Origin of the sequence: Microbacterium sp. NPDC064978 (genome assembly GCF_044543605.1) — a bacterium.
GTDB classification, from domain to species: Bacteria; Actinomycetota; Actinomycetes; order Actinomycetales; family Microbacteriaceae; genus Microbacterium; species Microbacterium meiriae.
On the sequence record NZ_JBITWF010000003.1, the window covers coordinates 86,031 to 109,086 of the forward strand.

At 70.9% G+C, this 23,056-nt stretch carries 23 protein-coding genes; 11 read left to right on the forward strand and 12 right to left on the reverse strand.

What is annotated here, in order from left to right; all coding sequences use genetic code 11:
* Window positions 1-213 precede the first annotated feature (213 nt).
* Entirely contained in the window at window positions 214-708 is a 495-nt protein-coding gene (locus tag ACIGJI_RS10380; RefSeq protein ID WP_363446639.1) for an FBP domain-containing protein, read from the forward strand.
* Here ACIGJI_RS10380 and ACIGJI_RS10385 read toward each other — a convergent pair.
* From ACIGJI_RS10385 to ACIGJI_RS10420, 8 genes are all read right to left on the reverse strand, one after another.
* Window positions 705-1,526: a PaaX family transcriptional regulator C-terminal domain-containing protein gene (locus ACIGJI_RS10385; RefSeq protein ID WP_363446641.1), complete on the reverse strand. Its 822-nt coding sequence runs from the start codon at window positions 1,524-1,526 to the stop codon at window positions 705-707. The two genes, ACIGJI_RS10380 and ACIGJI_RS10385, sit on opposite strands and share 4 nt — an antisense overlap.
* Entirely contained in the window at window positions 1,516-2,829 is a 1,314-nt protein-coding gene (locus tag ACIGJI_RS10390; RefSeq protein WP_363446643.1) for an aminotransferase class V-fold PLP-dependent enzyme, read from the reverse strand. The genes ACIGJI_RS10385 and ACIGJI_RS10390 overlap by 11 nt, the downstream gene beginning before the upstream one ends.
* 1 nt (window position 2,830) lies before the next feature.
* Entirely contained in the window at window positions 2,831-3,850 is a 1,020-nt protein-coding gene (locus ACIGJI_RS10395) for a hydrolase (protein WP_363446645.1), read from the reverse strand.
* Window positions 3,850-4,701 (reverse strand): tryptophan 2,3-dioxygenase, encoded by an 852-nt coding sequence (locus tag ACIGJI_RS10400; protein ID WP_187662345.1) that lies wholly within the window; start codon window positions 4,699-4,701, stop codon window positions 3,850-3,852. The genes ACIGJI_RS10395 and ACIGJI_RS10400 overlap by 1 nt, the downstream gene beginning before the upstream one ends.
* Window positions 4,702-4,997: 296 nt before the next feature.
* Window positions 4,998-6,050, reverse strand: coding sequence for an alpha/beta hydrolase (locus ACIGJI_RS10405; protein ID WP_363446647.1), 1,053 nt, complete (start codon window positions 6,048-6,050; stop codon window positions 4,998-5,000).
* A 195-nt stretch (window positions 6,051-6,245) separates the two neighbouring features.
* Window positions 6,246-6,773 (reverse strand): isochorismatase family protein, encoded by a 528-nt coding sequence (locus tag ACIGJI_RS10410; RefSeq protein ID WP_363446942.1) that lies wholly within the window; start codon window positions 6,771-6,773, stop codon window positions 6,246-6,248.
* An 83-nt stretch (window positions 6,774-6,856) separates the two neighbouring features.
* The gene (locus ACIGJI_RS10415) at window positions 6,857-8,296 is read right to left on the reverse strand and encodes a cytosine permease (protein ID WP_363446649.1); all 1,440 of its coding nucleotides are present in this window, start codon (window positions 8,294-8,296) and stop codon (window positions 6,857-6,859) included.
* 67 nt (window positions 8,297-8,363) lie between these two features.
* The gene (locus ACIGJI_RS10420) at window positions 8,364-9,647 is read right to left on the reverse strand and encodes a M18 family aminopeptidase (RefSeq protein ID WP_187662340.1); all 1,284 of its coding nucleotides are present in this window, start codon (window positions 9,645-9,647) and stop codon (window positions 8,364-8,366) included.
* A gap of 238 nt (window positions 9,648-9,885) precedes the next feature.
* Between ACIGJI_RS10420 and ACIGJI_RS10425 the strand changes: the two genes are divergently transcribed.
* Window positions 9,886-10,749, forward strand: a complete 864-nt coding sequence (locus ACIGJI_RS10425) for an EamA family transporter (RefSeq protein WP_363446651.1) — start codon at window positions 9,886-9,888, stop codon at window positions 10,747-10,749.
* 9 nt (window positions 10,750-10,758) lie between these two features.
* On the opposite strand, the gene ACIGJI_RS10430 is transcribed toward ACIGJI_RS10425, so the two are convergent.
* Window positions 10,759-11,412 carry a response regulator transcription factor gene (locus ACIGJI_RS10430; RefSeq protein ID WP_363446653.1) on the reverse strand — a complete coding sequence of 218 codons (654 nt, stop codon included), beginning with the start codon at window positions 11,410-11,412 and terminating at the stop codon, window positions 10,759-10,761.
* Window positions 11,413-11,638: 226 nt separating this feature from the next.
* On the opposite strand from ACIGJI_RS10430, the gene ACIGJI_RS10435 reads away from it, so the two are divergent.
* Window positions 11,639-12,781 (forward strand): sensor histidine kinase, encoded by a 1,143-nt coding sequence (locus tag ACIGJI_RS10435; protein WP_268776632.1) that lies wholly within the window; start codon window positions 11,639-11,641, stop codon window positions 12,779-12,781.
* Between the two features lie 214 nt (window positions 12,782-12,995).
* Here ACIGJI_RS10435 and ACIGJI_RS10440 read toward each other — a convergent pair whose 3' ends face one another.
* Window positions 12,996-13,739 (reverse strand): GntR family transcriptional regulator, encoded by a 744-nt coding sequence (locus ACIGJI_RS10440; protein WP_232089093.1) that lies wholly within the window; start codon window positions 13,737-13,739, stop codon window positions 12,996-12,998.
* Window positions 13,740-13,909: 170 nt separating this feature from the next.
* Here ACIGJI_RS10440 and phnD point away from each other — a divergent pair, with 170 nt between their 5' ends.
* From phnD to ACIGJI_RS10470, 6 genes are read left to right on the forward strand one after another with little or no spacing between them, the layout of a single operon-like run.
* Window positions 13,910-14,833: a phosphate/phosphite/phosphonate ABC transporter substrate-binding protein gene (gene phnD / locus ACIGJI_RS10445; protein ID WP_280564979.1), complete on the forward strand. Its 924-nt coding sequence runs from the start codon at window positions 13,910-13,912 to the stop codon at window positions 14,831-14,833.
* A gap of 28 nt (window positions 14,834-14,861) precedes the next feature.
* The gene (gene phnC, locus ACIGJI_RS10450; protein WP_363446655.1) at window positions 14,862-15,689 is read left to right on the forward strand and encodes a phosphonate ABC transporter ATP-binding protein; all 828 of its coding nucleotides are present in this window, start codon (window positions 14,862-14,864) and stop codon (window positions 15,687-15,689) included.
* Window positions 15,686-17,512: an ABC transporter permease subunit gene (locus tag ACIGJI_RS10455; RefSeq protein ID WP_366244101.1), complete on the forward strand. Its 1,827-nt coding sequence runs from the start codon at window positions 15,686-15,688 to the stop codon at window positions 17,510-17,512. Before phnC ends, ACIGJI_RS10455 begins: the two co-directional genes overlap by 4 nt.
* A gap of 13 nt (window positions 17,513-17,525) precedes the next feature.
* A complete protein-coding gene (locus ACIGJI_RS10460; protein WP_363446659.1) occupies window positions 17,526-18,665 on the forward strand; it encodes a TIGR03364 family FAD-dependent oxidoreductase in 1,140 nt (379 codons plus the stop codon).
* Complete coding sequence (locus ACIGJI_RS10465; protein WP_187662334.1) at window positions 18,662-19,372, forward strand: HAD family hydrolase; 711 nt, start codon at window positions 18,662-18,664, stop codon at window positions 19,370-19,372. Before ACIGJI_RS10460 ends, ACIGJI_RS10465 begins: the two co-directional genes overlap by 4 nt.
* A gap of 10 nt (window positions 19,373-19,382) precedes the next feature.
* On the forward strand, window positions 19,383-20,471 hold the full coding sequence (locus ACIGJI_RS10470; RefSeq protein WP_363446661.1) for an alcohol dehydrogenase catalytic domain-containing protein: 1,089 nt from the start codon (window positions 19,383-19,385) through the stop codon (window positions 20,469-20,471).
* 4 nt (window positions 20,472-20,475) lie between these two features.
* Here ACIGJI_RS10470 and ACIGJI_RS10475 read toward each other — a convergent pair whose 3' ends face one another.
* Complete coding sequence (locus ACIGJI_RS10475) at window positions 20,476-20,985, reverse strand: CinA family protein (protein WP_187662332.1); 510 nt, start codon at window positions 20,983-20,985, stop codon at window positions 20,476-20,478.
* Window positions 20,986-21,251: 266 nt separating this feature from the next.
* Between ACIGJI_RS10475 and ACIGJI_RS10480 the strand changes: the two genes are divergently transcribed.
* Window positions 21,252-21,929 (forward strand): DUF6766 family protein, encoded by a 678-nt coding sequence (locus ACIGJI_RS10480; protein ID WP_259954344.1) that lies wholly within the window; start codon window positions 21,252-21,254, stop codon window positions 21,927-21,929.
* On the opposite strand, the gene ACIGJI_RS10485 is transcribed toward ACIGJI_RS10480, so the two are convergent.
* Window positions 21,905-22,438, reverse strand: a complete 534-nt coding sequence (locus tag ACIGJI_RS10485) for an FHA domain-containing protein (RefSeq protein ID WP_187662331.1) — start codon at window positions 22,436-22,438, stop codon at window positions 21,905-21,907. The two genes, ACIGJI_RS10480 and ACIGJI_RS10485, sit on opposite strands and share 25 nt — an antisense overlap.
* A gap of 198 nt (window positions 22,439-22,636) precedes the next feature.
* Here ACIGJI_RS10485 and ACIGJI_RS10490 point away from each other — a divergent pair, with 198 nt between their 5' ends.
* On the forward strand, window positions 22,637-22,975 hold the full coding sequence (locus ACIGJI_RS10490) for an ATP-dependent DNA ligase (RefSeq protein WP_187662330.1): 339 nt from the start codon (window positions 22,637-22,639) through the stop codon (window positions 22,973-22,975).
* Window positions 22,976-23,056 lie beyond the last annotated feature (81 nt).

Genomic DNA, 23,056 nt, shown 5'->3' on the forward strand with positions numbered 1-23,056 from the left:
AACAAACGGGTGTAGGCTCGCCGGGTGCTGTCGTCGATGAGCGCCCTCGGGGCGCGGAGCGGAGCTGCAGGCGCGTTCAGCGCCGCAGGCAGAGGCTGAGGACCGGCCGGAGGCGGAATCCCGTCCCCGGTGCTGCGTCGTACCCCGGCACCGTCCGGGTGATCCTCCGATCCGTCTCGCCGTTCCGGCGATCACACCGAAAGCTCTTCCCCTATGCGTCCCATCGACGAGCGCGCTCTGCGCGCCTCCTTCCGCAACGCCTCCCGCAAGGAGATCTCCGACATCACCCTGCCGCCCGGCTTCGCCGAGACGGACTTCGACCGGCTCGACTACCTCGGCTGGGTCGACCCGAAGCTGCCTCGTCGCTCCTACGTCGTCACGTGGATCGACCACGAGCCGGTCGGTGTCGTGCTGCAGCGCGCCGAGCAGCGCGTGCTCGCCCGCGCGCAGTGCTCCTGGTGCGAGGACGTGACGCTCCGCAACGACGTGCAGCTGTACGTCGCCCGCCGCGCCGGGGCCGCCGGTCGCAAGGGCGACACCGTCGGCGTGCTCGCATGCGCGGAGTTCGGGTGCAATGTCGCGGTGCGCAGGCTCCCGCCGCTGGCCTATCCGGGGTACGACCGCGAGCTCGCGCGCGAGATGCGGATCCTGCGGCTGCAGGAGCACGTGACCGGGTTCGTCCGCGAGGTCGCCGGTCTGACCCTCTAGGCCGTCACGGCGCGCACGTGGGCGAGGGCGGGTGCCTCCCACGCCGCCGACAGCCGGGCGAACGCCTCGAAGCTGCGTCCGCCCGGCCAGTCGGCCGGCAGCATCGCCGGGGGCAGCCCGGGATCCGTGTAGGGCAGCACCCGCCACCGGTCGATGAGGTGCACGTAGGCCGGGAACGGCGCGTCGGGCAGGGCCGCGAGCGATGTCTGGAAGGACTCGTGCTCGGCGCGCAGCCCGTCCAGGTCCCACCACGCCGCGGCGGCCTCGGCCAGGGTCCCTGCCGCGGCCGGGGCCGACGCGTCGAACAGGGTCGCCCAGCGGCGGGCATCCAGCTCGTCGAGGATCTGCTCCGCTTCCTCCCGGAGATGTCCGGGGCAGATCCACAGGGCGGGGGAGACGACGCCGGCGCCGATCCAGTGCAGTCGGCGCCGCAGCTGATGGCGCACGCTGCGTGCGCTCTCCGGGATCGAGAACGACACGAGACACCACGGATCGTCGTCGGTCATCTCCCGCATCCGGAAGATCCGGCGGTCGCCCCGCTCCAGCATCGGCACCGCCGCAGGGCTGAGGCGGTAGCCGATCGCGTCGCGGCGCTCGGGGAGGAGCAGACCCTTCTGCTTGAGACGGGCGATGCCCGTCCGGGCGGGAGCCGCCGGGATTCCGAGGTCGCCGGCCAGCGCCACGAGATCGGCAGCGGAGATCCAGCCGCCGAGCGGGCGCAGATACAGGCCGATCAGGGTGCGCAGGAGCGAGGCGGTGCTGCCGGGGCGGGCGTCGATGTCATCGAGCACGACCGGTGCCGCGGGGTCAGGAGACACCGGACTCCAGTGCGTCCCTCACCGCGAGCACCCCGGCGACGGTCTCGGCGTGCGACGTGCTCAGCGGCGACAGCCCGAGCCGGATCCCGTCCGGGAAGCGGAAGTCGGGGATGACGCCGTCGGCCCAGAGCCGCCGCGTGACGTCGCGGAAGTCCGGGTGCCCGATCGTGATGTGTCCACCGCGCAGCGCGGGGTCGCGAGGGCTGAGCAGGCGGACGTCCAGGGGCGCGAGCAGCTCGTCGTACGCCCGGACCGCGAGCGCGGTGAGCGACTCCGACTTGGCGCGCACGCCGTCGATCCCCGACTGTTCGATGAGGTCGATCATGCCCTGCATCGCGAGCATCGAGGTCACCGGCGGCGTGCCGCTGAGGAGCTGACGGATGCCGTCCGCCGGGACGTACTCGGGGCCCATGGCGAAGATGTCGGCGGCGCTCCACCAGCCCTGGATCGGCTGCCGCAGCACGCCCTGCAGGTCGTGGCGGAGGTAGGCGAACGCGGGCGACCCCGGGCCGCCGTTGAGGTACTTGTACGTGCAGCCGACCGCCATGTCGACGCCCCAGTCGTCGAGCTGCATCGGCACGACACCCGCCGAGTGGCAGAGGTCCCACATCATCAGTGCCCCGGCCTCGTGGACGACGGCGGTGATGCCCGGCATGTCGGCGAGGGCACCAGAGCGGTAGTCGACGTGGCTGAGCGAGACGAGCGCGGTCCGCTCCGAGACCACGGCCGCGACGTCGTCGACCGTGACGCCGTGCACCGGATCGGGCGTGATCCAGCGCAGCGTGGCCCCCATCTCCGCCGCGACGCCTTCGGCGAGGAACCGGTCGGTGGGGAAGTTCCCCTCCTCGATCACGAGCTCCGTCCGCCTCGTGGGTCCCTGAGCCTCGCCCGTGGGTCCCTGAGCCGCGCCCGTGGGTCCCTGAGCCGCGCCCGTGGGTCCCTGAGCCTGTCGAAGGGCGCCCCGCATGAGCTTGTAGATGAGGACGCTCGTGGAGTCGGACACGACCGTCTGCCCCGCGCCCGCGCCGAGGGCGACGGCGCCGATGCGGTCGCCGAGTTCCATCGGCAGGGCCATCCACCGCTCGTCCCAGGAGCGGATGAGACGGGTGCCCCAGTCCTCGCGCACGAACGCGGCGAGCTTCTCCGGCACGTCGCGCAGCGGGCGGCCGAGCGAGTTGCCGTCGAGGTAGGCCGTGACGCCCGGGGCCTCGACGAAGGCGTCGAGGTGGGCCGCGAGGGGGTCGGACGCGTCCAGGGCGCGGGCGGCATCGAGGAGGGCGGTGTCGGCGGAGCGGTCGGTCATGTCACACCTTCAGGTCGGCGGGGGTGAGGGGGCGGGCGGCCAGAGGATCGGCGGATCCGGGTGGCAGCAGGAGGAGGAGAGAGCGGGGATCGAGCGGGTCGACGGGCGCGAGGGCGAGGAGGAGGGCGCCGTCGTCGAGGCCGGCGGTGCGGAGGGCGGCGACCTCAGCCGGGTTCAGGTCGACCGGGGTCGGGCCGTTGCCCATGTCGGTGCCGTAGCGGACGATGCCGCCGGCGGCGTGGAAGCGGGCGACGTTGTCGATCGCGATGGCCCGCGCGTGGGGGTCGTGGATGGCGAGGGTGCTGATCCAGGAGGTGCGGGCGGCCTGCTCCGCGATCTCCTCGTCGTCCAGGCGCTCGGAGAACGGGGCGTGGGCCAGCTGCGTCGCTCCGAGGCGGACGACGCGCTGCGCTTCGCCGAAGCCCTCCGCATGGGCGATCACCGGGAGGCCTCGGGCTGCGGCGAGGTCGGCGATCGTGCGGAAGAGGGCGTCGGAGAAGACCGGGCCGGCGGTGCTGTTGCTCGCGACCTTGACGCAGGAGACACCGGCCGCTGCCATCTCCTCGACCGCGGTCGCCGCTGCCGCGGGGTCGGCGATCTCCCGCACCGAACCCGCCGGCGCCCAGACGCGGTCCGAGGGGTATCCACCGGGAGGCGTGAGGAACGCGCCGGCGAAGTCGACGGTTCGCAAGTCAGGAGAATCCGGCCCAGGCGCACCCGGAACCGCCTCGGAAGCGCCTCCGCCGGTCGAAACTCCTGAGTTGTGAACGGCGATCCGCGCCACCGTGGACGGATCACCGCCGAGGTCGACCACTCGTCCGAGGCGGGACGAGGCCAGGAGCGCGTGGTCGACGAGCTGCAGGTGCACGTGGTGGTCCGTGAAGCCCCCGACGATGCGGCCGGAGAGGACCGGGCCCCCCGGCGCGGGTGTCTCCTCACCGAGCCGGGGGCGCCCGTCCTCGCCGAGTCCGACGACGCCGTCCCGCCAGCGCTCGCCGTCGAAGAACGTCGCCGTGAGCATCAGGAACCGATCTCGGTGCGGACGGTGTAGAGCTCGGGGAAGAAGGTCAGGTCGAGGGCGCGCTGCAGGAAGCCGACGCCGCTCGACCCGCCGGTGCCGACCTTCATCCCGATGGTGCGGGACACGGTCTTGAGGTGACGGAAGCGCCAGAACTGGAAGTTGTCCTCGAGATCGACGAGGTCCTCGCAGGCCTCGTAGAGGTCCCAGTGGGTGCGCGGGTCCTGGTAGATCGCACGGATGGCAGGTACGAGGTCCGGGGTCTCGCGGTAGGGCTCCCGCACGTCGCGGTCCAGGATCTCGCGGGGGATCGGGAGGCCGCGGCGAGAGGCGTAGCGGAGGAACTCGTCGTACAGCGTGGGCTTCTCCCACTCGGCCGTGAGGAGCGCGAGATTCGCCGGGTGGTCGCGGAAGACGCTCAGCATCTTCTCGTTCTTGTTGCCCAGCGCGAACTCGACGGCCCGGTACTGCACCGACTGGAAGCCGGACGAGTTGCCGAGGGCGCCGCGGAACTGGGCGTACTCCGTCGGGGTCAGCGTCGCGAGCACCGACCACTGCTGCGTCATCACGTCCTGGATCCGCTTGACCCTGGCGATGCGCTTGAGGGCCTCGCGCAGGTCGTCCGCCGCGAGCAGCTCCCGCGCCGAGCTGAGCTCATGCAGCAGCTGCTTCAGCCAGAGTTCCGTCGTCTGGTGCTGGATGATGAACAGCATCTCGTCGTGGTGCTGCGGGTCGCTCACCGGATGCTGTGCCGTGAGGAGCTGGTCGAGCGCGAGGTACGAGCCGTAGGTCATACGCCCGGAGAGATCCGTGACGATCCCCGACTCGAGTGCGCGTTCGTTCTCCGTGTGCATCCCGCGAACATATCACTTCCGTGCCGATCGTCACAGACATGTTATGTCCAGATCCCGCCCCGCCTGCACGACCCGGCGCCAGTGGCACGGGTATCTCCCGGATTCGGTCGTGCACCCGTGCCCGGGTCGTGCACCCGTTGCCCGGGTCGTGCACCCGTGCCCGGGTCCGTCTCCACCCGTGCCGAGGTCCGCCTGCACGACCGGGGAACGGATGAACAGACGTCCGGCCGAACGAGTCGTGCCGTCGTGTCGGGATCGTGCGACCGTGGCAGCCCCGCCGGACGACAGGGGCCGGGTCAGCGGGTGTGCGCGTCGAGGAAGGCGATGGTGTCCGCCAGGGCCTTTCGAGCCTCGGGCAGATCGAGGTGGAACTGGTACTCGTGCGGGAGGGCGGGCTCGTGCGGCGCGGGCCAGAACACAGGCGTCACATCGACGCCGAGCTCCTGCAGCCGCTTCGCCATCGGGATCGACTGGAGCCAGGTGAGTCCGTCACCGTTGCCGCCCGAGATGTACGTCGCGGGGAAGTCGGAGGTGACCCAGTCCACGGTCGACATCGTGGCGCCGGTCGAGTCCTCCGCCCAGGTCTTCGTCCCGGAGTACGCCCACATCGCCGACTTGAAGCCCCACCCCGGGACTCCGTCGAGCTCGGCCAGTGCGGCGAGGTCGTAGACGCCGCAGTTCAGCACGGTCGCGACGAGCTGGTCGGCGCGGATCGACGGGCGGATACCGAGGATCTCGGCGTAGTCCGGATTCGTGATGAGCGTGGCCATCTGGCTGGCGAGCTGAGCGCCCGCGGAGTCCCCCGCCAGCACGATGTGACGCGGGTCGACGCCGAGTTCCGCCGCGTGCGCGTCGATGTAGGCGAGGGCCTCGTCGAGCTGGTGGACGGCGAGCGGGTACACGCCCTCGGGTCCGCGGGTGTAGTTCACGCCGATGGTCGTGTAGCCCTCCGCGGCGAGGATGCGGAGGTAGGGATCGACGTCCTCCTTCGAGCCCGAGATCCAGGCACCTCCGTGGACCCACACGACAGTCGGCAACGCGCTGTCGGCGGAGGCGGGGCGGAAGACGTCCATCGTCGTGTCCGCGCCGGCATCCCCGTAGGCGATGTCCTTCCGTTCGTCGAGAGGCGTGTCCGGGACGTGCTTCGTCATCTCCGCCGCGGTCTCGTCGCCGCCCTTCGTGAACACCGAGCGGATGATCATCGCGGATGGCCACGGCGTGAGCGCCCCGATGATCGCGACGACGGCGGCGACCGCGGCGAGGACGCCCACGGCGATCTTCGTGCGACGCCAGGGCGACCGGTCGGTCTTCGCGGCCACGGTACCGGCGGTGCTGCGGGAGTCTTCCACGGCCTCAGTGTGCCAGTATCCGCCGTCGTGGGATCGAAAGCGTTCCGGAATCCCCGAACGAGGGCGCGCTTTCGATCCCGCGGCCGGGCTGCACCTCGTGCCGGGATCGAAAACGGGCCGGATGGGGCGCGCGAAGGTGCGATTTCCGTCCCGCACGGGCGCGGGGCCGGGGGCACGGGCACGGATGGGGCCGGGTCAGGGAGAGAGGAGGGTGGCGGTGTCGGTCACGGTGATCTGCGGGGGATACAGGGACATGACCTGCACGGCGGCGGCGTGGTTCTCGGCCGTGGAGCCGGCGCAGGCGTCGGCGGCGAGCGTCACCCGTGCTCCGGCATCGGCGGCGGCGAGAGCGGTGGACACGACGCAGCAGTCCGTCGACACCCCCGCCAGCACGATACGGCCACCGTGCCCGACGATCGCCTCGAGCTCCGGGCCCCACTTGCCGAACGTGGGCAGGTCGACGGTCGGATGAGGAGACAGGCCTTCCGCCTCGGGGACCAGTGCATAGAGCGGGTCGTCGGCGGACCGATCGGCGAACGGCCACGCCGCGAAGTACTCGCCCCAGGAGGTGGAGCGGTCGGCCGTCGGAAGCCAGCGGGTCACGAGCACGCGCTCGCCGAAGGCCTCCGCGAGCCGACGGATGTTCGCCATCGCCTCGGAGAAGAACGGCGAGCCCCAGGCGGAGTCGGGCGATGCGAAGATCACCTGCGGATCGATCACCACGAGCCAGCTCTCGGTCCCTGAGCCTGCCGCCTCCTGGGTCCCTGAGCCTGCCGACTCCGGGGCTCCTGAGCCTGTCGAAGGGCTCACGACTCCTGCCGCCGGATCCTCCCCGCCCGGGCGAACCAGGTCACGAGGAACGACAGCACCAGCGCCACGAACACCCCGAGGTTCGCATACGCCCAGTCCCCGTCCGTCCCGCCGACGAGGAACAGGAGGTACCCCTGCCAGTTGTTCCACGGCGCGGCGTCCGCGAAGCCGTTGAGGACGAGACCCCAGCCGATCACGCTCGCGACGACCATGGTGCCGATCGACGTCCAGTCCCAGGCGCCGTAGCGTCCGCGGCTGTCGAAGAGGGCCTCGTCGTCATAGTCCTTGCGACGGCGCAGGATGTCGGCGATGAGGATGCCGGCCCAGGAGGCCAGCGGCACGCCGAGGGTGATGAGGAAGCTCTGGAACGGGCCGAGGAAGTCGGTCGCGAAGAACACCACGAAGATGGTGCCCGCCGTGAGGATCGCGCCGTCGATCGCCGCCGCCGACGGCCGCGGGATGCGGATGCCGAGGCTGAGCAGGGTCAGGCCGGAGGAGTAGATGCCGAGCACCGCGCCGGAGACGAGCGCGAGCACGGCCGTGAACAGGAACGGCACGAGGACCCACACCGGCAGGATGCTCGCGAGCGCGCCGATCGGGTCCGCGGCGATCGCGTCCATGAGCTCGGCGTCCGATCCCGCGAGGAGCAGACCGAAGACGACGAGGATGACCGGTGCCACCGAGCCGCCGATCGTGTTCCAGGCGACGATCGCCCCGTCGGACGCGGTGCGCTTCTGGTAGCGCGACCAGTCCGCGGCGATGTTGATCCACCCCAGTCCGAACCCGGTCATCACCATCACGAGCGCGCCGACGACCTGGCCGATGCCGCCGTCGGGACGGGCCATCACCGCAGCGAGGTCGATACTCGGCGCCGCGAGGATGATGTACACCACCGTCACGACGCCCGTGATCCAGGTCAGCACCGACTGGAGCCGCATGATCGTGTGGTAGCCGAGCACCGAGGCGGCGACGATGAGTGCCGCGACGATCACGGTCGCGAGGATCTTCAGCCAGAGGCTGTCCCCGTCGCCGCCGAGCTGCGTGATGACCGTCGCCGTCGCCAGTACCGCCATGATCGCGAGGAAGGTCTCCCAGCCGATCGACGTGAGCCAGGACACGATCCCTGGGACCTTCTGCCCTTGGACGCCGAACGCGGCCCGGGAGAGCACCATCGTCGGCGCCGACCCCCGCTTGCCCGCGATCGCGATGAGTCCGCACAGCAGGAATGACACGACGATGCCGACGACCGAGACCACCGTCGCCTGCCAGAAGGAGATGCCGAAGCCGAGCACGAACGAGCCGTAGGACATCCCGAACACCGAGACGTTCGCCGCGAACCACGGCCAGAACAGGTCGCGGGGCTGGGCGGTCCGCTCGGACTCGGGGATGATCTCGATGCCTGCGCGCTCGATGAGAGCCGGCCTGATGTCGGTCATCCTCACATCCTGGCACTCCGCGAGCGCACTCGTGACGTGGATCAGGGCACCGCGCCGGGCGCGCGGCTCAGCCGGCGAAGAAAGCCCCGGCCACGCGCGTCAGGTCGTGCAGGTCCGAGACCCCGGCGAGCTCGCGCGCGGAGTGCATCGAGAGGATGGGGATGCCCACGTCGACCGTGCGGATGCCGAGCCGTGTCGCGGTGATCGGTCCGATGGTCGAGCCGCACGGCACGCTGTTGTTCGAGACGAACTCCTGCGTCACCACCCCGGCCCGATCGCACCAGTTCCGCCAGGACGCGGCGCCGACCGCATCGGTCGCGTAGCGCTGGTTGGCGTTGAGCTTGAGGATGGGCCCGGAGCCGAGCACGGGCTGCACGACGGGGTCGTGTCGGCCGACGTAGTTCGGGTGCACGGAGTGCCCGACGTCGCTGGACAGGCACCAAGACGACGCGTACGCCTGGCGGCGGGCGGAGCCGTCGGCCCCGAGCCCTGCGTAGAGCCGCTCCAGCACATCCTCGAGGAAGGGGCCCGCGGCGCCGGAGCGCGACTCGGAGCCGAGCTCTTCGTGGTCGAACGCGGCGAGGATCGCGACGGGGGCTCCCGCCTCGGGTTCATGGGCCGCGAGGGCCACCACGCCCGCGTGCACGGAGGCGAGGTCGTCGAGCCGACCGGAGGCGAAGAACGCGTCGTCCTTGCCGAACACCGCGCCCCGCGCGGCATCGGCGACGACGACGTCGTAGCCGCGGATCTCTGCGGGGTCCACGGCGGCGGATGCCGCGAGCTCGGCCAGCACGTCGGCCTCGGTCGGGTCGCCGAGACCCCACACCGGCTGCGTCTCGGTCTGCTTGTCGAGCGCGAGGCCGTTGTTGACCCCCCGATCGAGGTGGATGGCGAGCTGGGGGAGGCGCAGCAGGGCTCCGGTGTCGGCGAGGACGACCCGACCGTCGGCGAGGGCGAGCCGGCCGGCGAGGCGCAGCTCCCGGTCGAGCCAGGAGTTCAGCAGCGGACCGCCGTACACCTCGACGGCGGCCTGCAGCCAGCCGCGGGCTCCGGTGGTCGGCTGTGGCTTGAGCTTGAAGCCGGGGGAGTCGGTGTGCGCCCCGAACACCTGCACGGGCGTCGTGGCGGTCGCCCCCTCCGGCACCACCCACGCGATCGTCGCGCCGTCGCGGACCACGAGGTACCGGCCTCCGGGCTGCGCGGGCCAGGCGTCCTCCTCCTGCAACCGTGTGAATCCGGCCTCCTCCAGACGGCGGGCCGTCTCGGCGGCTGCGTGATAGCTCGACGGGGAGGCGGCGACGAAGTCGGCGAGGTCCTCGGCGTGGGCGAGGGCGTCCGGGGTGACGGGCATGGCGTGACCTTCCTGCGCGGGGTGTCCTTCGAGCGTAGTCGCGCCCCGTCACGAACCCCGTCTCGCGGCCTTCCCGGTCGGGGGTAGGGTGGTGGCGATAGCGCCTAGGGTTCCGGGGTCTGCACCCGTCTGGTCCGAGCGGCGCCACGGTCCTCCTCCGCAGGAGGGTCGTCATCTGACAGGACAAAAGCCCGGAGGACCCGATTCGTCGCGCCCGCGGCGGAGGGAAGGGTCTGCCGTGTCCGCCGTCGCTCTCGTCCTCGTCCTCGCCGCCGCGATCGCCCACGCGTCCTGGAACGTCATCGCGCACGGCATCAGCCGCGCCGGCTCGCCGTTCCTGTGGTGGGGTGCCGTCGCCAGCACGGTCGTCTGGATCGGGGCCGTGCCGTTCACGGGCGGACTCGGTGCGGCCGACCTCGGCTCGTTCGCGCTCGGAGTCTCCGTCTCCGCGGTCCTGCACGTCGCCTACATGGCCGTGCTGCAGCGCGGCTACCGGGAGGGCAGTCTGTCGACGGTCTACGCGACGGCGCGGGGCACCGGGCCTTTCCTCTCGGTCATCGTCGCCGTGCTCCTGCTCGGGGAACGCCCCTCGGCCCTGGCGCTCGTCGGCGTCGCCGCGGTGATCGTCGGGGTCGTCGCGATCGGGTTCGTCGACCGCCGGCCGGCAGGGAGCGGGCGCCGCATCGACCCCGGTCTGCTGTTCGGCGCCCTCACCGGCGTGGCGATCGCGGTCTACACGATCTGGGACGCCCACGCGGTGCGCGAGTGGGAGCTGGCACCCGTGGCGTTCATGGTCGGCACCACGCTGCTGCAGGTGCCGTTCTACTCCGTGGCGGTTCGTGGACGATGGGGTGCGGTCGTGGCGCTGGGGCGCACGCAGTGGCGCCGCATCCTGGCCTTCGGCATCCTGTCGCCGCTGTCCTACATCCTCGTGCTGACCGCCATCCAGATCGCTCCCGTGGCCCTCGTCGCACCGCTGCGGGAGGTCAGCGTCGTGCTCGTGAGCCTGTTCGGCGCCTTCGTCCTGCGCGAGTCCCGGCCGGGATGGCGGATCGGCGCCTCGCTGATCGTCCTCGTCGGGATCGTGCTGCTCGCGCTCTGAGGCCGCGCCTCAGCGGAAGGTGACGAGTCCGGCGTGGGCGGCCGTGACGAGGATCTGCACGCGGTCGCGCAGGTGCCACTTCGACATCATGCGGCCGAGGTGGGCCTTCACCGTCCCCTCCGAGACGATGAGCGCCTTCGCGATCTCGGCATTGGACATGCCCTTCGCGAGGCACTGGAGCACCTCCTCCTCGCGCTCGGTGAGCGGTTCGAGGGTCTCCGCGGCCGCAGCGGGCGTGGAGTCGCGCACGTGGCGGATCAACATCGACGCGATGCGGGGCGACAGCGAGCTCGCTCCGGCGAACACCTCGCGAACACCCGTGACGATCTCCTCCGCGCTGGAATCCTTCAGCAGGTAGCCGGAGGCGCCGGCGCTCAGCATGGGCAGCACGGTGTCGCTGCCGTCGAGCGTGGTGACGGCGAGGATGCGGACGTCCGGCCATCGTTCGGCGATCGCCGCGGTCGCTTCGATGCCGTTCATCTCCGGCATCTGGACGTCCATCATCACGACGTCCGGCTTCTCGCGCTCGACCGTCGTGAGGGCCTCCAGGCCGTCCTCCGCCTGCGCCACGACCGTGATCTCGGGCGCGCGCGACACGAAGTGCGACAGCGCGGAGCGGACCAGAGGATCGTCATCGACGATCACGACGCGGATTTCCTGCATGGAGGAAGCCTAACGGCGTGAAGCGGGCGCTCTGAGGATGTAGACCTTTGGCTATCGAGGTCTGGACGAAGGCCAGATGTGCGCTCCGCGCGCCGCCGAGAAGATGAATACAGACATCGACAAATGACCACATCAAGGAGGTGAACAGTATGTCTTTCTGGCAGCAGGTTGGCAAGCTCTTCGGTCTCTACCGCTAGAATAGCTGGCAAATAGGAGATAGTGCACCATGGCCTTCGACCAGACGAAAAGGGCGACGCCCGAAATCTTCCGCCTCGGTCGAGGGGAGCGGCTCAGCCGTGTGGAGCGCTATGTGATCCTCGCGATCATCTGCATCATGATCGCCGTTGACGTCAGCGGACTCATCACCGATCCGAACGTCAATCCCCTCACATCCGCGGTGAGCATCGCTTCGACCGCGGTCTTCGCCCTCTTTCTCTGGTCCCCCCTCGTCGCGACCTGCGCGATGGGAGTGGCCCTCGGGCTCTCCTTCCTCACCGGAACCGAGACCCAAGTGCTCATCACCGCCGCTTTCGCGGCGGCCCTGGTGATGCGGCTGGGATGGACGTCACTCGTCCTCTCGTACACGGCTGGATTCCTGGTCGCGACAGGCGTGATCGCCTACGGTGACTCGGAAGTGCCGGTGAACGTTGGCATCTACCTGATCTTCGCAACCGCGGCCGGTGCCGTCGGGCTCGCGCTTCGTCTCGCATTCGCGCGCGGACGTCGCCTCGAGCACGAGCTGGAGGCAGCGGCTGAGCAGGAACGGGAAGCCGTCCTCGCCGAGCGACGATGGATCGCCGGCGAGCTGCACGACAGCATCGCGCACCACCTCACCGTGGTGTCGCTGCACGTACAGATGCTCGAAGACCCCGACGCCAGCGATGGCTCCCGTGAGGCGATCCGCGTCGCCGCCCGCAAGGCCATGACAGACCTCCGTTTCGTGATCGACCTCGCCGACGACGGCCCGCGCGCTGCGGGCATGCCGACCGGTGACCTCGTCGCCGCGGTCGAGGAAGCGCGGACCGAATTCGAAGCGGCCGGGCACGACGTCATCCTCGACGGCGACCCCGGCGACGAGCGCATTCCCCGCGCGGTCGAGATCGTGCTCGCGCGCATCGTGCGCGAGTCGGCCACGAACGTCCTGAAGTATGCCGGCCCCGGAACCGTCGAGATCCGTCTCGCGGTGGACGACGACAAGGCGCACCTCTCACTGCGCAGCCCGCTCCCCACGACGCCGCGTCGGGAGCTCTCCTCCAGTCGGACCGGCCTGGGGCGGATGGCCGAACGCGTGATGGGCGCCAGCGGCGAGTTCAGTGCCGGGGAGGTGGACGGACACTGGCTCGTGTCCGCCGTGTTGCCGGTGGTCTGAGCCCCGCGTATCCTGAGACGACGCCCGTGATTCCGCCCCCGAGGCCGTAGACGAAAGTCTACGAGTGTCTCGACATTCGGCACTTCAGAGGCTTCGCGGCGCCGACATATCCTGAAGGCTCCCCAGATAAAGCGTCCCCAGCGCTGCGATCGCGGGCGCGATCTTTCTGGCTTCTTACACTCCCGCGCCCGCGGTCGCGAATCTGTCTCCGGCCTCAGCCGCCCACTGCTCTCATGTAGTGTCCGTCCGTCGATATACCGGACGCCGCCACGGTGAAGCGCACCACCTCGCTGAGGTAGCGGTCCTCCGATGCCTCGAAGATGCGCCCCTCGGCGTCCCGCGACGTGCGCGTCAGCCGCAGGATGGGCGTTCCTCGCGGCACGCGGAGAAGCGCGGCGTCCTGATCGTCGGCGGCGACCGCGTCGATGACGTGCTGCAGTGCGACGATCGGATGCCCGACCGACGCGAGGTACTCGGTGATCGACACCGCGTCGAGGTCGATCTCGAACAGCCGACGGCCGACGTCCTCGGTGTAAGCGAGGCGCTCCAGCATCGTGGGACGGCCGTCGAGGAGCCGCAGGCGCACCACGCTCACGATGGTGTCGTCGCGTCCGACACCCAGCGCCGGGCCGAGATCGCCCGCGCGCCGCAGACTCAGCTCCTGCGTCTGCGCGCCAGGGGTGACGCCGAGGTCGCGCGCCCATCGGGTGAACGGGACGGAGACGTCCACGGCCTGATTCGCCTTGCGCGCCACCACGCGCGCCGGCCGGCCGCGGGTCGTCTCGATGAGGCCTTCCGCGCGAAGGGCCGCCAGCGCGTTGCGGATCGGACCGCGCGACGTGCGCCAGTGCTCCGCGAGCTCGGCTTCCGTGGGCACGTCATCGCCGGGGCGGAGCGTGCCGTCCGCGATCCGCGAACGGAGGTCGTCGGCGATCTGGGTGTACACAGCTTCGGCCACATAGGTACATTACTTCGTTCGGTGCCACGAAGGGCGGTGTGTTGCGAGGGTGTTCACCCAGGCGAATGGCGGGTGAACGCCGACTGAACTCTTCTGAGATAGGTATACATCTCAGCGAGGCTGCTGGGAGAGTCGTCCGTGGATCACTCCTCCCACCCTGAAAGGTCCTCATGAAGCTCCGCGCTCTCCCCGCCCTCGCCGGCGCTGCGATCCTCGCGTTCGGTCTCGCCGCCTGCTCCGGATCGGCCGATGCCACCGACGCCCCCGGCGACGCACAGTCGGCCGGTGGATTCGCCGTCGACGAGAACACCCTCGTCTTCGGCGTCGTCCCCGACTCGGTGGACACCGAGACGAACTACCAGCCGCTCATGGACTATATCGCCGAGGTCACCGGCAAGACCGTCGAGTACCACGAGTCCACCGACTACGCCGCGCTCATCGAGGCCGCCGTCGCCGGGAAGGTCGACGTCGCCTCGTTCTCCGGATTCACCTACGTCACCGCGACCAACAACGGCGCGAAGCTCACCCCGATCTCGTCCATCGTCACCGAGGAGGGCCAGGAGCCCGGCTACTACTCGCAGGCGATCGTCCCGGCGGACAGCGACATCTCCAGCCTCGAGGACTTCGCGGGCAAGAAGGTGTGCTTCGTGGACCCCTCGTCCACCTCCGGCTACCTCTTCCCGTCGTACAACCTCATCGAGGCGGGCGTGGACCCGAAGTCCGACATCACGCCCGTGTTCGCGGGCAAGCACGATGTGAGCGTGCAGAAGGTCGGCGAGGGCGTCGAGTGCGAGGCCGGTTTCGCCGAGGACTCCGAGGTCGAGAAGTCCGACAAGGTGAAGGTCATCGCCGAGACCATGGTCCCGGGTGCTCCGCTCGTCTACTCCTCGTCCCTGCCGGATGACGTGGCGAAGCAGCTCGTCGACGCCCTCGGCGAAGTCACGATCGACGACATCATCGCGGCGGGCATCGACAGCGCGGACTCCGACGCGTTCCGCAGCGTGTTCTTCGCCACCAAGCCGGTGGACGACGGGTACTACGACCTCATCCGCGACATCTGCGCCGAGACCGAAGCCGAGCAGTGCCAGGGCTGACGCCCCGCGCCTGACGACAGGAGAAGCCATGACCGCGGCATCCGACCCCCTCATCCGCCTCGCCGGCGTCACCAAGACCTTCGGCAGCACCACCGCCCTGAAGGACGTCACGCTCGAGGTGGCGCGGGGAGAGATCGTCGTGCTGCTCGGGCTCTCCGGTTCCGGCAAGTCCACGCTGCTGCGCCATCTCGACGGCCTGGAGCTCCCCAGCTCCGGGTCGGTCGCGGTGCTCGGCGCATCCGTTCCCTCGACGAAAGGTCGGGCGCTGCGGGAACTCCGCAGCAGCGTGGGCTTCATCTTCCAGCAGTTCGAGCTCGTGCCCTCCCTGACCGTTCTGGAGAACGTGCTGACCGGATCGCTGTCGCGGATGCGCGGCCCGAGGCTCGGGCTGTGGAGCTACCCCCGCGCCGCGAAGCTGACCGCGCTGGAGCACCTCGATCGCGTCGGCCTCCTCGACCGTGCCTATCAGCGCAGCGACACCCTGTCCGGGGGTCAGCAGCAGCGGGTGGCGATCGCCCGGGCGCTCATGCAGAAGCCGGCGATCCTCCTCGCCGACGAGCCCGTCGCCTCGCTCGATCCGGAGTCGAGCGAGCAGGTGATGGCCCTCATCCGCGAGATCGCCGCCGATGAAGGACTCACCGTCGTGTGCAGCCTCCACCAGGTCGACCTCGCGATCAGCTGGGCCGACCGGATCGTCGGGCTCCGACACGGCGAGGTCGTCCTGGACACCCCGACGGACGGACTCTCCAAAGCCGAGGTGATGGAGATCTACGGCCGCGTCGCGACGACGACGGCGGAGATCCGTGCCGTGCAGGTGGAGCTCGTCGACGCCGTGACCGCGGTGGGGGCGTCATGACGGCGGTGGGGGCGTCGACACGGGGCGCTTCGACAGGCTCAGCGACCCAGGGCGGCGGCTCAGCGACCCAGGGCGGCGGCTCAGCGACCCAGGGCGGCGGCTCAGTGGCCCGGGGTGGCGGGAGCGTCGCGGAGCGGGCGCCGAAGCGGCCGCTGTCCGCGGAGCGCATCGCAGCGGGACTCACTCTCCTCGTCCTCGTCGTGCTCGGCATCCTCGCGGTGCGCGACGTGGGGATCTCGATCCCGGCGATGGTCCAGAGCTGGGGCAACGCCGAGAACTTCCTCGGCCGCGTCGGCGGGCTCTCCTTCCCCGCGCCGGCCGACCTCGCCTGGCTCATCGCGCTGACCGTCGGCCTCGTGCTCGTCGGCACGCTGCTCGCGGCCGTGCTCTCCGTGCCCATCGCCTACCTCGCCGCCGCCAACACCACCCCGGGCGCGGGCTGGCGCGCGGCCGCCCGATTCATCGGCGTCCTCACCCGCGCGCTGCCGGACGTGGTGCTGGCCATGGCGTTCGTGCTCATGTTCTCGCTCGGCACGCTGCCCGGCATCCTCGCCATCGGCATCCACTCGATCGGCATGATCTCCAAGATGTTCGCGGACGCCATCGAGCAGATCGACGAAGGGCCACGTCTCGCGATCCGCGCCGCGGGGGGCTCGAAGCTGCAGGAGTTCACGGCGGGCATCCTCCCGCAGGTGCTGCCGAGCTGGGTGGCCACAGTGCTGCACCGCAACGACATCAATCTGCGCGGGAGCGTCGTGCTCGGCTACGTGGGCGTTGCCGGCCTCGGGCTCGAGATGTCCTACGCCTTCAAGTCGCTGAACTACGGCAAGGGCCTCGGGATCGCGCTCGTGATCTTCGTGCTCTGCATCGTGATGGAGATCGTCTCGAGCACGGTGCGCGGCGCGATGCTCGGCGAGCAGAAGCAGACGCGGTCCTGGATGGACCGGATCGTGCATCCGCGCATGCGCCGGCGGCCGTCCGCCTCCGCCGCCGATCGCCCCGCGTGGGCGGAGAGCCCGCAGACCGCGGTGCGCCGTCCGTGGACCGCCCAGCGGGTGCGTCACACGGCCGCCGGGATCGTCGCGGTCCTCGTCGTGGTCGGCAGCGTCGTCGTGAGCCAGATCACCTGGTCGGATCTCTTCACCTTCTGGGCGAAGCTGCCCGACGTCGCCGCCCGGTTCTGGCCGCCGTCGTTCGGCAACTACGACACGGTCGCGATGCTGGAGGCCATGCGGGAGACCGTCGCGATCGCGCTCGCGGCCACCGTCCTCACCCTCCTGCCGTCGCTGCTGCTCGGCTCGTTCGCCGCGCGCAACGTGGCCCCGCATGCCGCAGGGCGCGGCACCGCCCGTCTGCTCCTCGTGGGCATCCGCGGCATCCCGGAGCTGATCCTCGCCATCGTCCTCGTCGTCATCACGGGTCTCGGCGCGCAGGCCGGCGTCATCGCTCTCGCGATCGGCGGGATCGGACTGCTCGGCAAGCTCATCGCCGACTCCTTCGAGGAGGTCGACCGCGGGCCCGAGCGCGCTCTGCGGGCGGTGGGCGCCACCCGGATGCAGACGTACACGTCGGCCACGCTGACGCAGGGCACCCGCGCGCTCATCGGGCACAGCTTCTACATGCTCGACACCAACATCCGCGCAGCCACGATCCTCGGCATCGTCGGCGGCGGCGGGGTCGGCTACTACCTGCTGAACGCCAGCCAGGGCTCGCGCTACGAGACGGTGACCGCGATCGTGCTGATGATCCTCGTGACCGTGCTCGCCGCCGAGGGGCTCGCGATGTGGATGAGGAAGGTGTTCCGATGCTCGCGATGTGGATGAGGAAGGTGTTCCGATGAACGGGGCGAAGCAGAACCCCGACGTCGTCGTCGTCGGTGCAGGCATCGTCGGCCTCGGGGCCGCGTACGCGGCCGTGCGCCGGGGGCTCCGCGTCGTCGTGGTCGACCGCAGCGCGACCCCGACCGGCGCCACGATCCGGAACTTCGGCCACCTCTGCATCGGCGCGCAGGGCGGGGAGGCACGGCGATACGCGGATGCCTCGCGCGATCTCTGGCTGCAGCTCGCCAGGGACGCGGGCTTCTGGATCCGCGAGTCGGGCACGCTCGTCGCGGCCCGGCATGAGGACGAGCTCGCCGTGATGACCGCGGCGGCGCAGGACGGCGGCATCCGGATGCTGGAGGCCGATGAGCTCCTCCGCCGCGCCCCGCTGCGTCGGGACGGCCTCGTCGGCGGCGCCCTCATCGAGGCCGACCTGCAGACGGACCCGCGGACCGCGGCGACGGCCATCGTGCGGCACCTGACGGCCCGGGGCGTCGAGTTCCGCTTCCGCACCGCGGTGACGGCGCTCGGCGCAGGGCGGGTGGAGACCACGCGCGGTGCGATCGACGCGGGGGCCGTCGTGGTGGCGGTCAACCACGACATCGATCAGCTCCTGCCCGAGGTCGCCGAGCGCCACGGCGTGATGCGTTGTGCGCTCGACATGATGCGGGCGGCGGTCTCGTTCCCGCGACCGCTGACCGCGCCCCTGCTGACCGGCTGGTCGCTCATCCGGTACGGGCGGTTCGCCGATGGACCGGAGGCCCGAGTCCTGCGCGAGCGTCTGCACGCCGAGCGCCCCGACCTCGCGGCCCTCGACCTCAACCAGATGTACACGCAGCTTCCCGACGGCACGCTCATCCTGGGTGACTCGCATGCCACCGGCGCCGCCCCCTCGCCGTTCCAGCCCGAGGCCGCGTTCACCGCGTTCCTCAGCGAGGCCGAGGCCCTGTTCGAGTGGGGTGCACCACGGATCATCGAGCGGTGGCAGGGCGTGTACGCGAAAGCCCCCGGCGAGTTCCTCGTCGACCGCGGAGACGACGGTGCGCTCGTGCTCGCCGCCACCACCGGCATCGGCATGACCTGCGGCCTCGGGCTCGCCGACCTGCACCTCACCGCCGCCCTCGGCGGCACCCCTGCTCTGGAAGGAACCCCATGACCACTCCCATCGAACTCGTCGTCCTCGACATGGCCGGCACCACCGTCGTGGACGACGGCGTGGTGGAGCAGGCGTTCCAGCGCGCCGCCGAACGCACCGGCGTCGCCGCACGGCTGCCCTGGGACGATGCCCTCGGCTATGTCAGGAAGACCATGGGACAGTCCAAGCTCGATGTCTTCCTGCACCTGGCCGACGGCGATGCGGTCGCGGCACGGCAGGCCACCGCGGCGTTCGAGGCCGCGTACGCCGAGATCGTCGCCGAAGACGGCGTCGCGGAGATCCCCGGGGCGGCGGACGCGATCCAGGGCTTGAAGGACGCCGGGCTCACCGTCGCACTGACCACCGGGTTCGCGCCGGTCACCCGACAGGCGATCCTCGACGGCCTCGGGTGGGGAGGGCTCATCGACCTCGCGCTCTCCCCGGTCGACGCCGGCCGCGGACGCCCCGCGCCCGACCTCGTCCTCACCGCCCTTCTGCGCACGGGAGCGTCCGCGGTGCAGGCTGTGGCCGTCGCCGGCGACACCGTGAGCGACGTCGAGTCGGGCCGCCGCGCGGGTGCCGGTTTCGTCGCAGGAGTGCTCACCGGCGCCCACGATCGCGCGGCTCTGAGCGGAGCGGGCGCCCACGCCGTGCTCCCCGACGTCACGGCGCTGCGGGGGGCTCTGGCCCAGCGAGAGCTCCTTCCCGCTGCCGTCGCCTCCGTCTGAGAGTCGAGTCATGGGAACGCTGCTGATCCGCCCGCCCGGACACCGGAGGGACGTCGCGCTGCGCCCCGCGGCCACCGCGATGGTCTGGGTCGGCGAAGGGCACCCGCACGAGACGATCGCGGTCCCAGGGGTCGCGCTCGGCGATCAGGACGTGCTCGTCGCCGTGGAGATGTCCACGATCTGCGGGTCGGACGTGCACACCGTGCAGGGGCGCCGGTCCGCGCCGGCGCCGCTCGTCCTCGGGCACGAGAGCGTCGGTCGCGTCATCGCGATGGGCGATGACGGTGCGGACGCGGTGGACGGCACGCCGCTGCGGATCGGCGACCGTGTGGTCTGGTCGGTGACGGTGTCGTGCGGCACCTGCGACCGCTGTCGGCGCGGCCTCACGCAGAAGTGCCGTGTTCTCGGCAAGTACGGCCACGACCGTGTCGGCGCCCACGGCGACCTGACAGGGGCGTTCGCCAGCCACGTGCAGCTGCGGGCCGGCACCGCGATCGTGCGCGTGCCGGAGGCGCTGCCCGCTGCGGTGCTGGCGCCGGCCGCCTGCGCGACAGCCACCGCGTGGGCCGCAGTGGCGCGTGCCGCCCGTGACATCGACCTCGACGGCGCCGCGGTGCGCATCCACGGCGCGGGACTCGTGGGGATCAGTGCCGCGGCGATCGCCGCCGAGCACGGTGCCGTCGTCGAGGTGCGCGATCCGGACGACGACCGGCGCGCCTTCGCCTCCCGGTTCGGGGCCACCGCGCTCGACCGCGACCCCGACGTCGTCATCGAGGCCTCAGGGCATGCCGTCGGGGAGGCCCTCGCGGGCGTCGCCGTCGGCGGGACGGTGGTCCTCGTCGGCAGCGTGTTCCCCGCAGCCCCGGTCCCGCTGGACGCGGAGGATCTCGTCCGCCGACTCATCACGGTCGCGGGGGTGCACAACTACGGTGCCGACGACCTCGCGGCAGCGGCGTCGTTCCTCGCGGGGCGCGGGCGCGCGTATCCGTTCAGCGAGGCCGTGGGTGCGGTGCGATCGCTCCTCGACATCGACGCCGCCCTCACGGAGGCCACAGCGCCGGGAGCCCCGCTGCGGGTCGGTCTCGTGCCGGGGCGCTGAGTTCTCAGTCCGAGCCGGAGCGCCGCGGTCCTGCGGGGTGCAGCCCCTCGGCGTGGAAGGCGAGCAGTCGTACTGCGGCGTCGACGCTCGCCGACAGGATCTCGTCCGGATCGCCGGTCAGGGCCAGCCTCCGGTGCCCCGCATCGTCGGCGGTCGCCCAGCCCAGGTAGACCGTGCCCGCGGGGTGACCGCCCTCCGGACCCGGCCCGCCCACGCCGGTGGTGGAGACGCAGATGTCGGCGTCGAAGAGCTCCCGCGCTCCCGTGGCGAGCTGCTCGGCGCAGGCCGCGGAGGTGGGGTCCGTCCCCGGGGTCAGCCCCAGCACCCGCTCCTTCACCTCCGTGAAGTACGCGACGATGCCGCCGGCGAACCAGCCGGAGGCCCCCTCGCCGGCGCCGATCGTGTTCGCGAGGCGTCCGGACGTGAGCGACTCGGCCACGCTCACGCGCAGGCCTCGGCTGCGGGCGAGTTCGCCGAGGCGTTCGAGGTCGGGGGTCTCGTTCGGTGCGGTCATCGGGCGCTCCTCTCATCGGTTCCGCCAGGCTACGGGTGCCGCGGAACCCTGATGGAGGGGATTGACAACCGTGTCCGCGTCAAGCCCCTGGAGGGCACTCATCCTGCGCGCCATCGTCGGACCGTGGTCACACCGACGAAGGAGGCGGACATGGCGGAGGATGCGCGCGACACCGCGGGAATGCGGGCGGTCTTCTGGATCTGGGCGGGGATCATCGGCGTCGGGCTCGCCGTGATGATCGGCCTGCCGCTGGGAGGGCGATGACGATGCGCTCGCGGATCAAGGACCATGCCCTCAGCCTCTTCTTCCTCGCGCTGTTCGCGCTCGCGCTCGGGGGCCAGGCGCTCGCGGGCTACCTCCGCAACAACGAGGAGCTCCTCGACCACGGGCAGCGGGCGATCGGCTTCGGGGACTTCCTCTGGTCGTCCGACTTCGCCGTCGACGTCGCCGAGAACTGGCAGTCGGAGTTCCTGCAGTTCTTCCTCTTCATCGCTGCGACGATCTGGTTCGTGCAGAAGGGGTCGCCGGAGTCGAAGAAACCCGGCGATGAGGGGCCGGGCAGCGATGCGGATCAGCTCGTCGGCCCGCACGCCCGCCCGGATTCGCCGCGGTGGGCCCGGGCGGGCGGATGGCGAGCCGCCGTGTTCGGCAACTCGCTGCTGATCGTGATGGGGGCGGTGTTCGTGCTGTCCTGGTTCGCGCAGTCGCTCGCCGGCACGGTCGTCATGAACGAGGAGAATGCGATGCACGGCGTCGCCGCGATCACCTGGGCCGACTACGTGACCAGCTCGGACTTCTGGGACCGCACGCTGCAGAACTGGCAGTCCGAGTTCCTCGCGGTCGGGACGATGGTCGCGTTCGCGATCTACCTCCGGCAGCGGGGGTCAGCGGAGTCCAAACCCGTCGGCACCCCGCACCATCAGTCGGCCTTGGAGTCCGACTGAGAGAGCTCGTCGTTGACGTCGGCCTGCGAGAGCCGCTCGTCGTCGGCGTCGTAGCCCGGACGCGCCTCCTGCAGCGGCTGGTCGGAGAACTCGCCACCGAGGCGTCCGCCGAAGGGCCGGCCGTGGTCGGCGAACTCCTCGCGGGCGAACACCAGCTCCCACGGGCCCACCGTGAAGCGGGATCCGGTGCGCAGCGTCTCGGTGCGCTCGCCGGGGTGGGTGGCGTCCGCGTCGGGGTTGGAGTTCATCTCGCCGTCGGCGTGCAGGGTCACCACGTACTCGTCACGGTCGTCGTGCACGACCGTCGCGTGCACGGGCTCGGTGTCGGCGAGGCGCAGCTCGTTCCCTGCGGCGGAACCGATGCGCACCTCCTCCATGTCGAGCGCGAACTCCGTGCGCTCGTCGTCGCGCCGCACGCGCAGTCGCGGGTTGCCCGCGCCGCGCTCGGCGTGGGTGGTGCCGGGCGTGTAGCCCTCCTCGGGACGGTCGTCGATGTGGCGGTCAGTCATGGCGGTGCCCTCCTCGGATGTCGATGATTCGAGGCTAACCCCCGCATGGATCGTGCGCAGGGCCTTGACTTCGACGCGTGCGTCGCCCTCCGAGGCCGATTTGCCGCGCGCCCCGTCCGAGGGCTTACCCTCTACCCATAGGCCGATCCCGGCAGTGTCCGCCGGGCTGAGGACCACCCGACCGAGGAGCATCACCCGATGGGCAAGTTCATCTACGAAGGCAGCGTGAAGACCGAGATCGAGGATCGGGCGCTCACGCACCTGCAGCTCGTGATCACGGCCAAGCTGCGCCGCGGCGAGCCGTTCCCGTTCAGCTGGCGTGAGGACGCCAGCGTGGGCGGCGGCCGGACCACCGTCTGGATCCAGCCGGGCAGCTCGCTCGTCTTCAAGTACTTCGGCAGCCGGCAGCCCGCCGTCAACCGGGCCTGGATCGAGGCGCTCGCCTTCACCGCCAACGCTCCCACCGGGCTCTACCTGGTTCCCGAGCCCGCCGAGAACGCCGAGCCCCCGCACGGCGACGCCCCCTCCGCCGGCTGAGGCGGGTTTCCCGGAGACCGCCCGGGGCTGTCAACCCCCTGCCGTCCGCCCTCCGAAGCCGCGAGGCTCGATCACGACCTG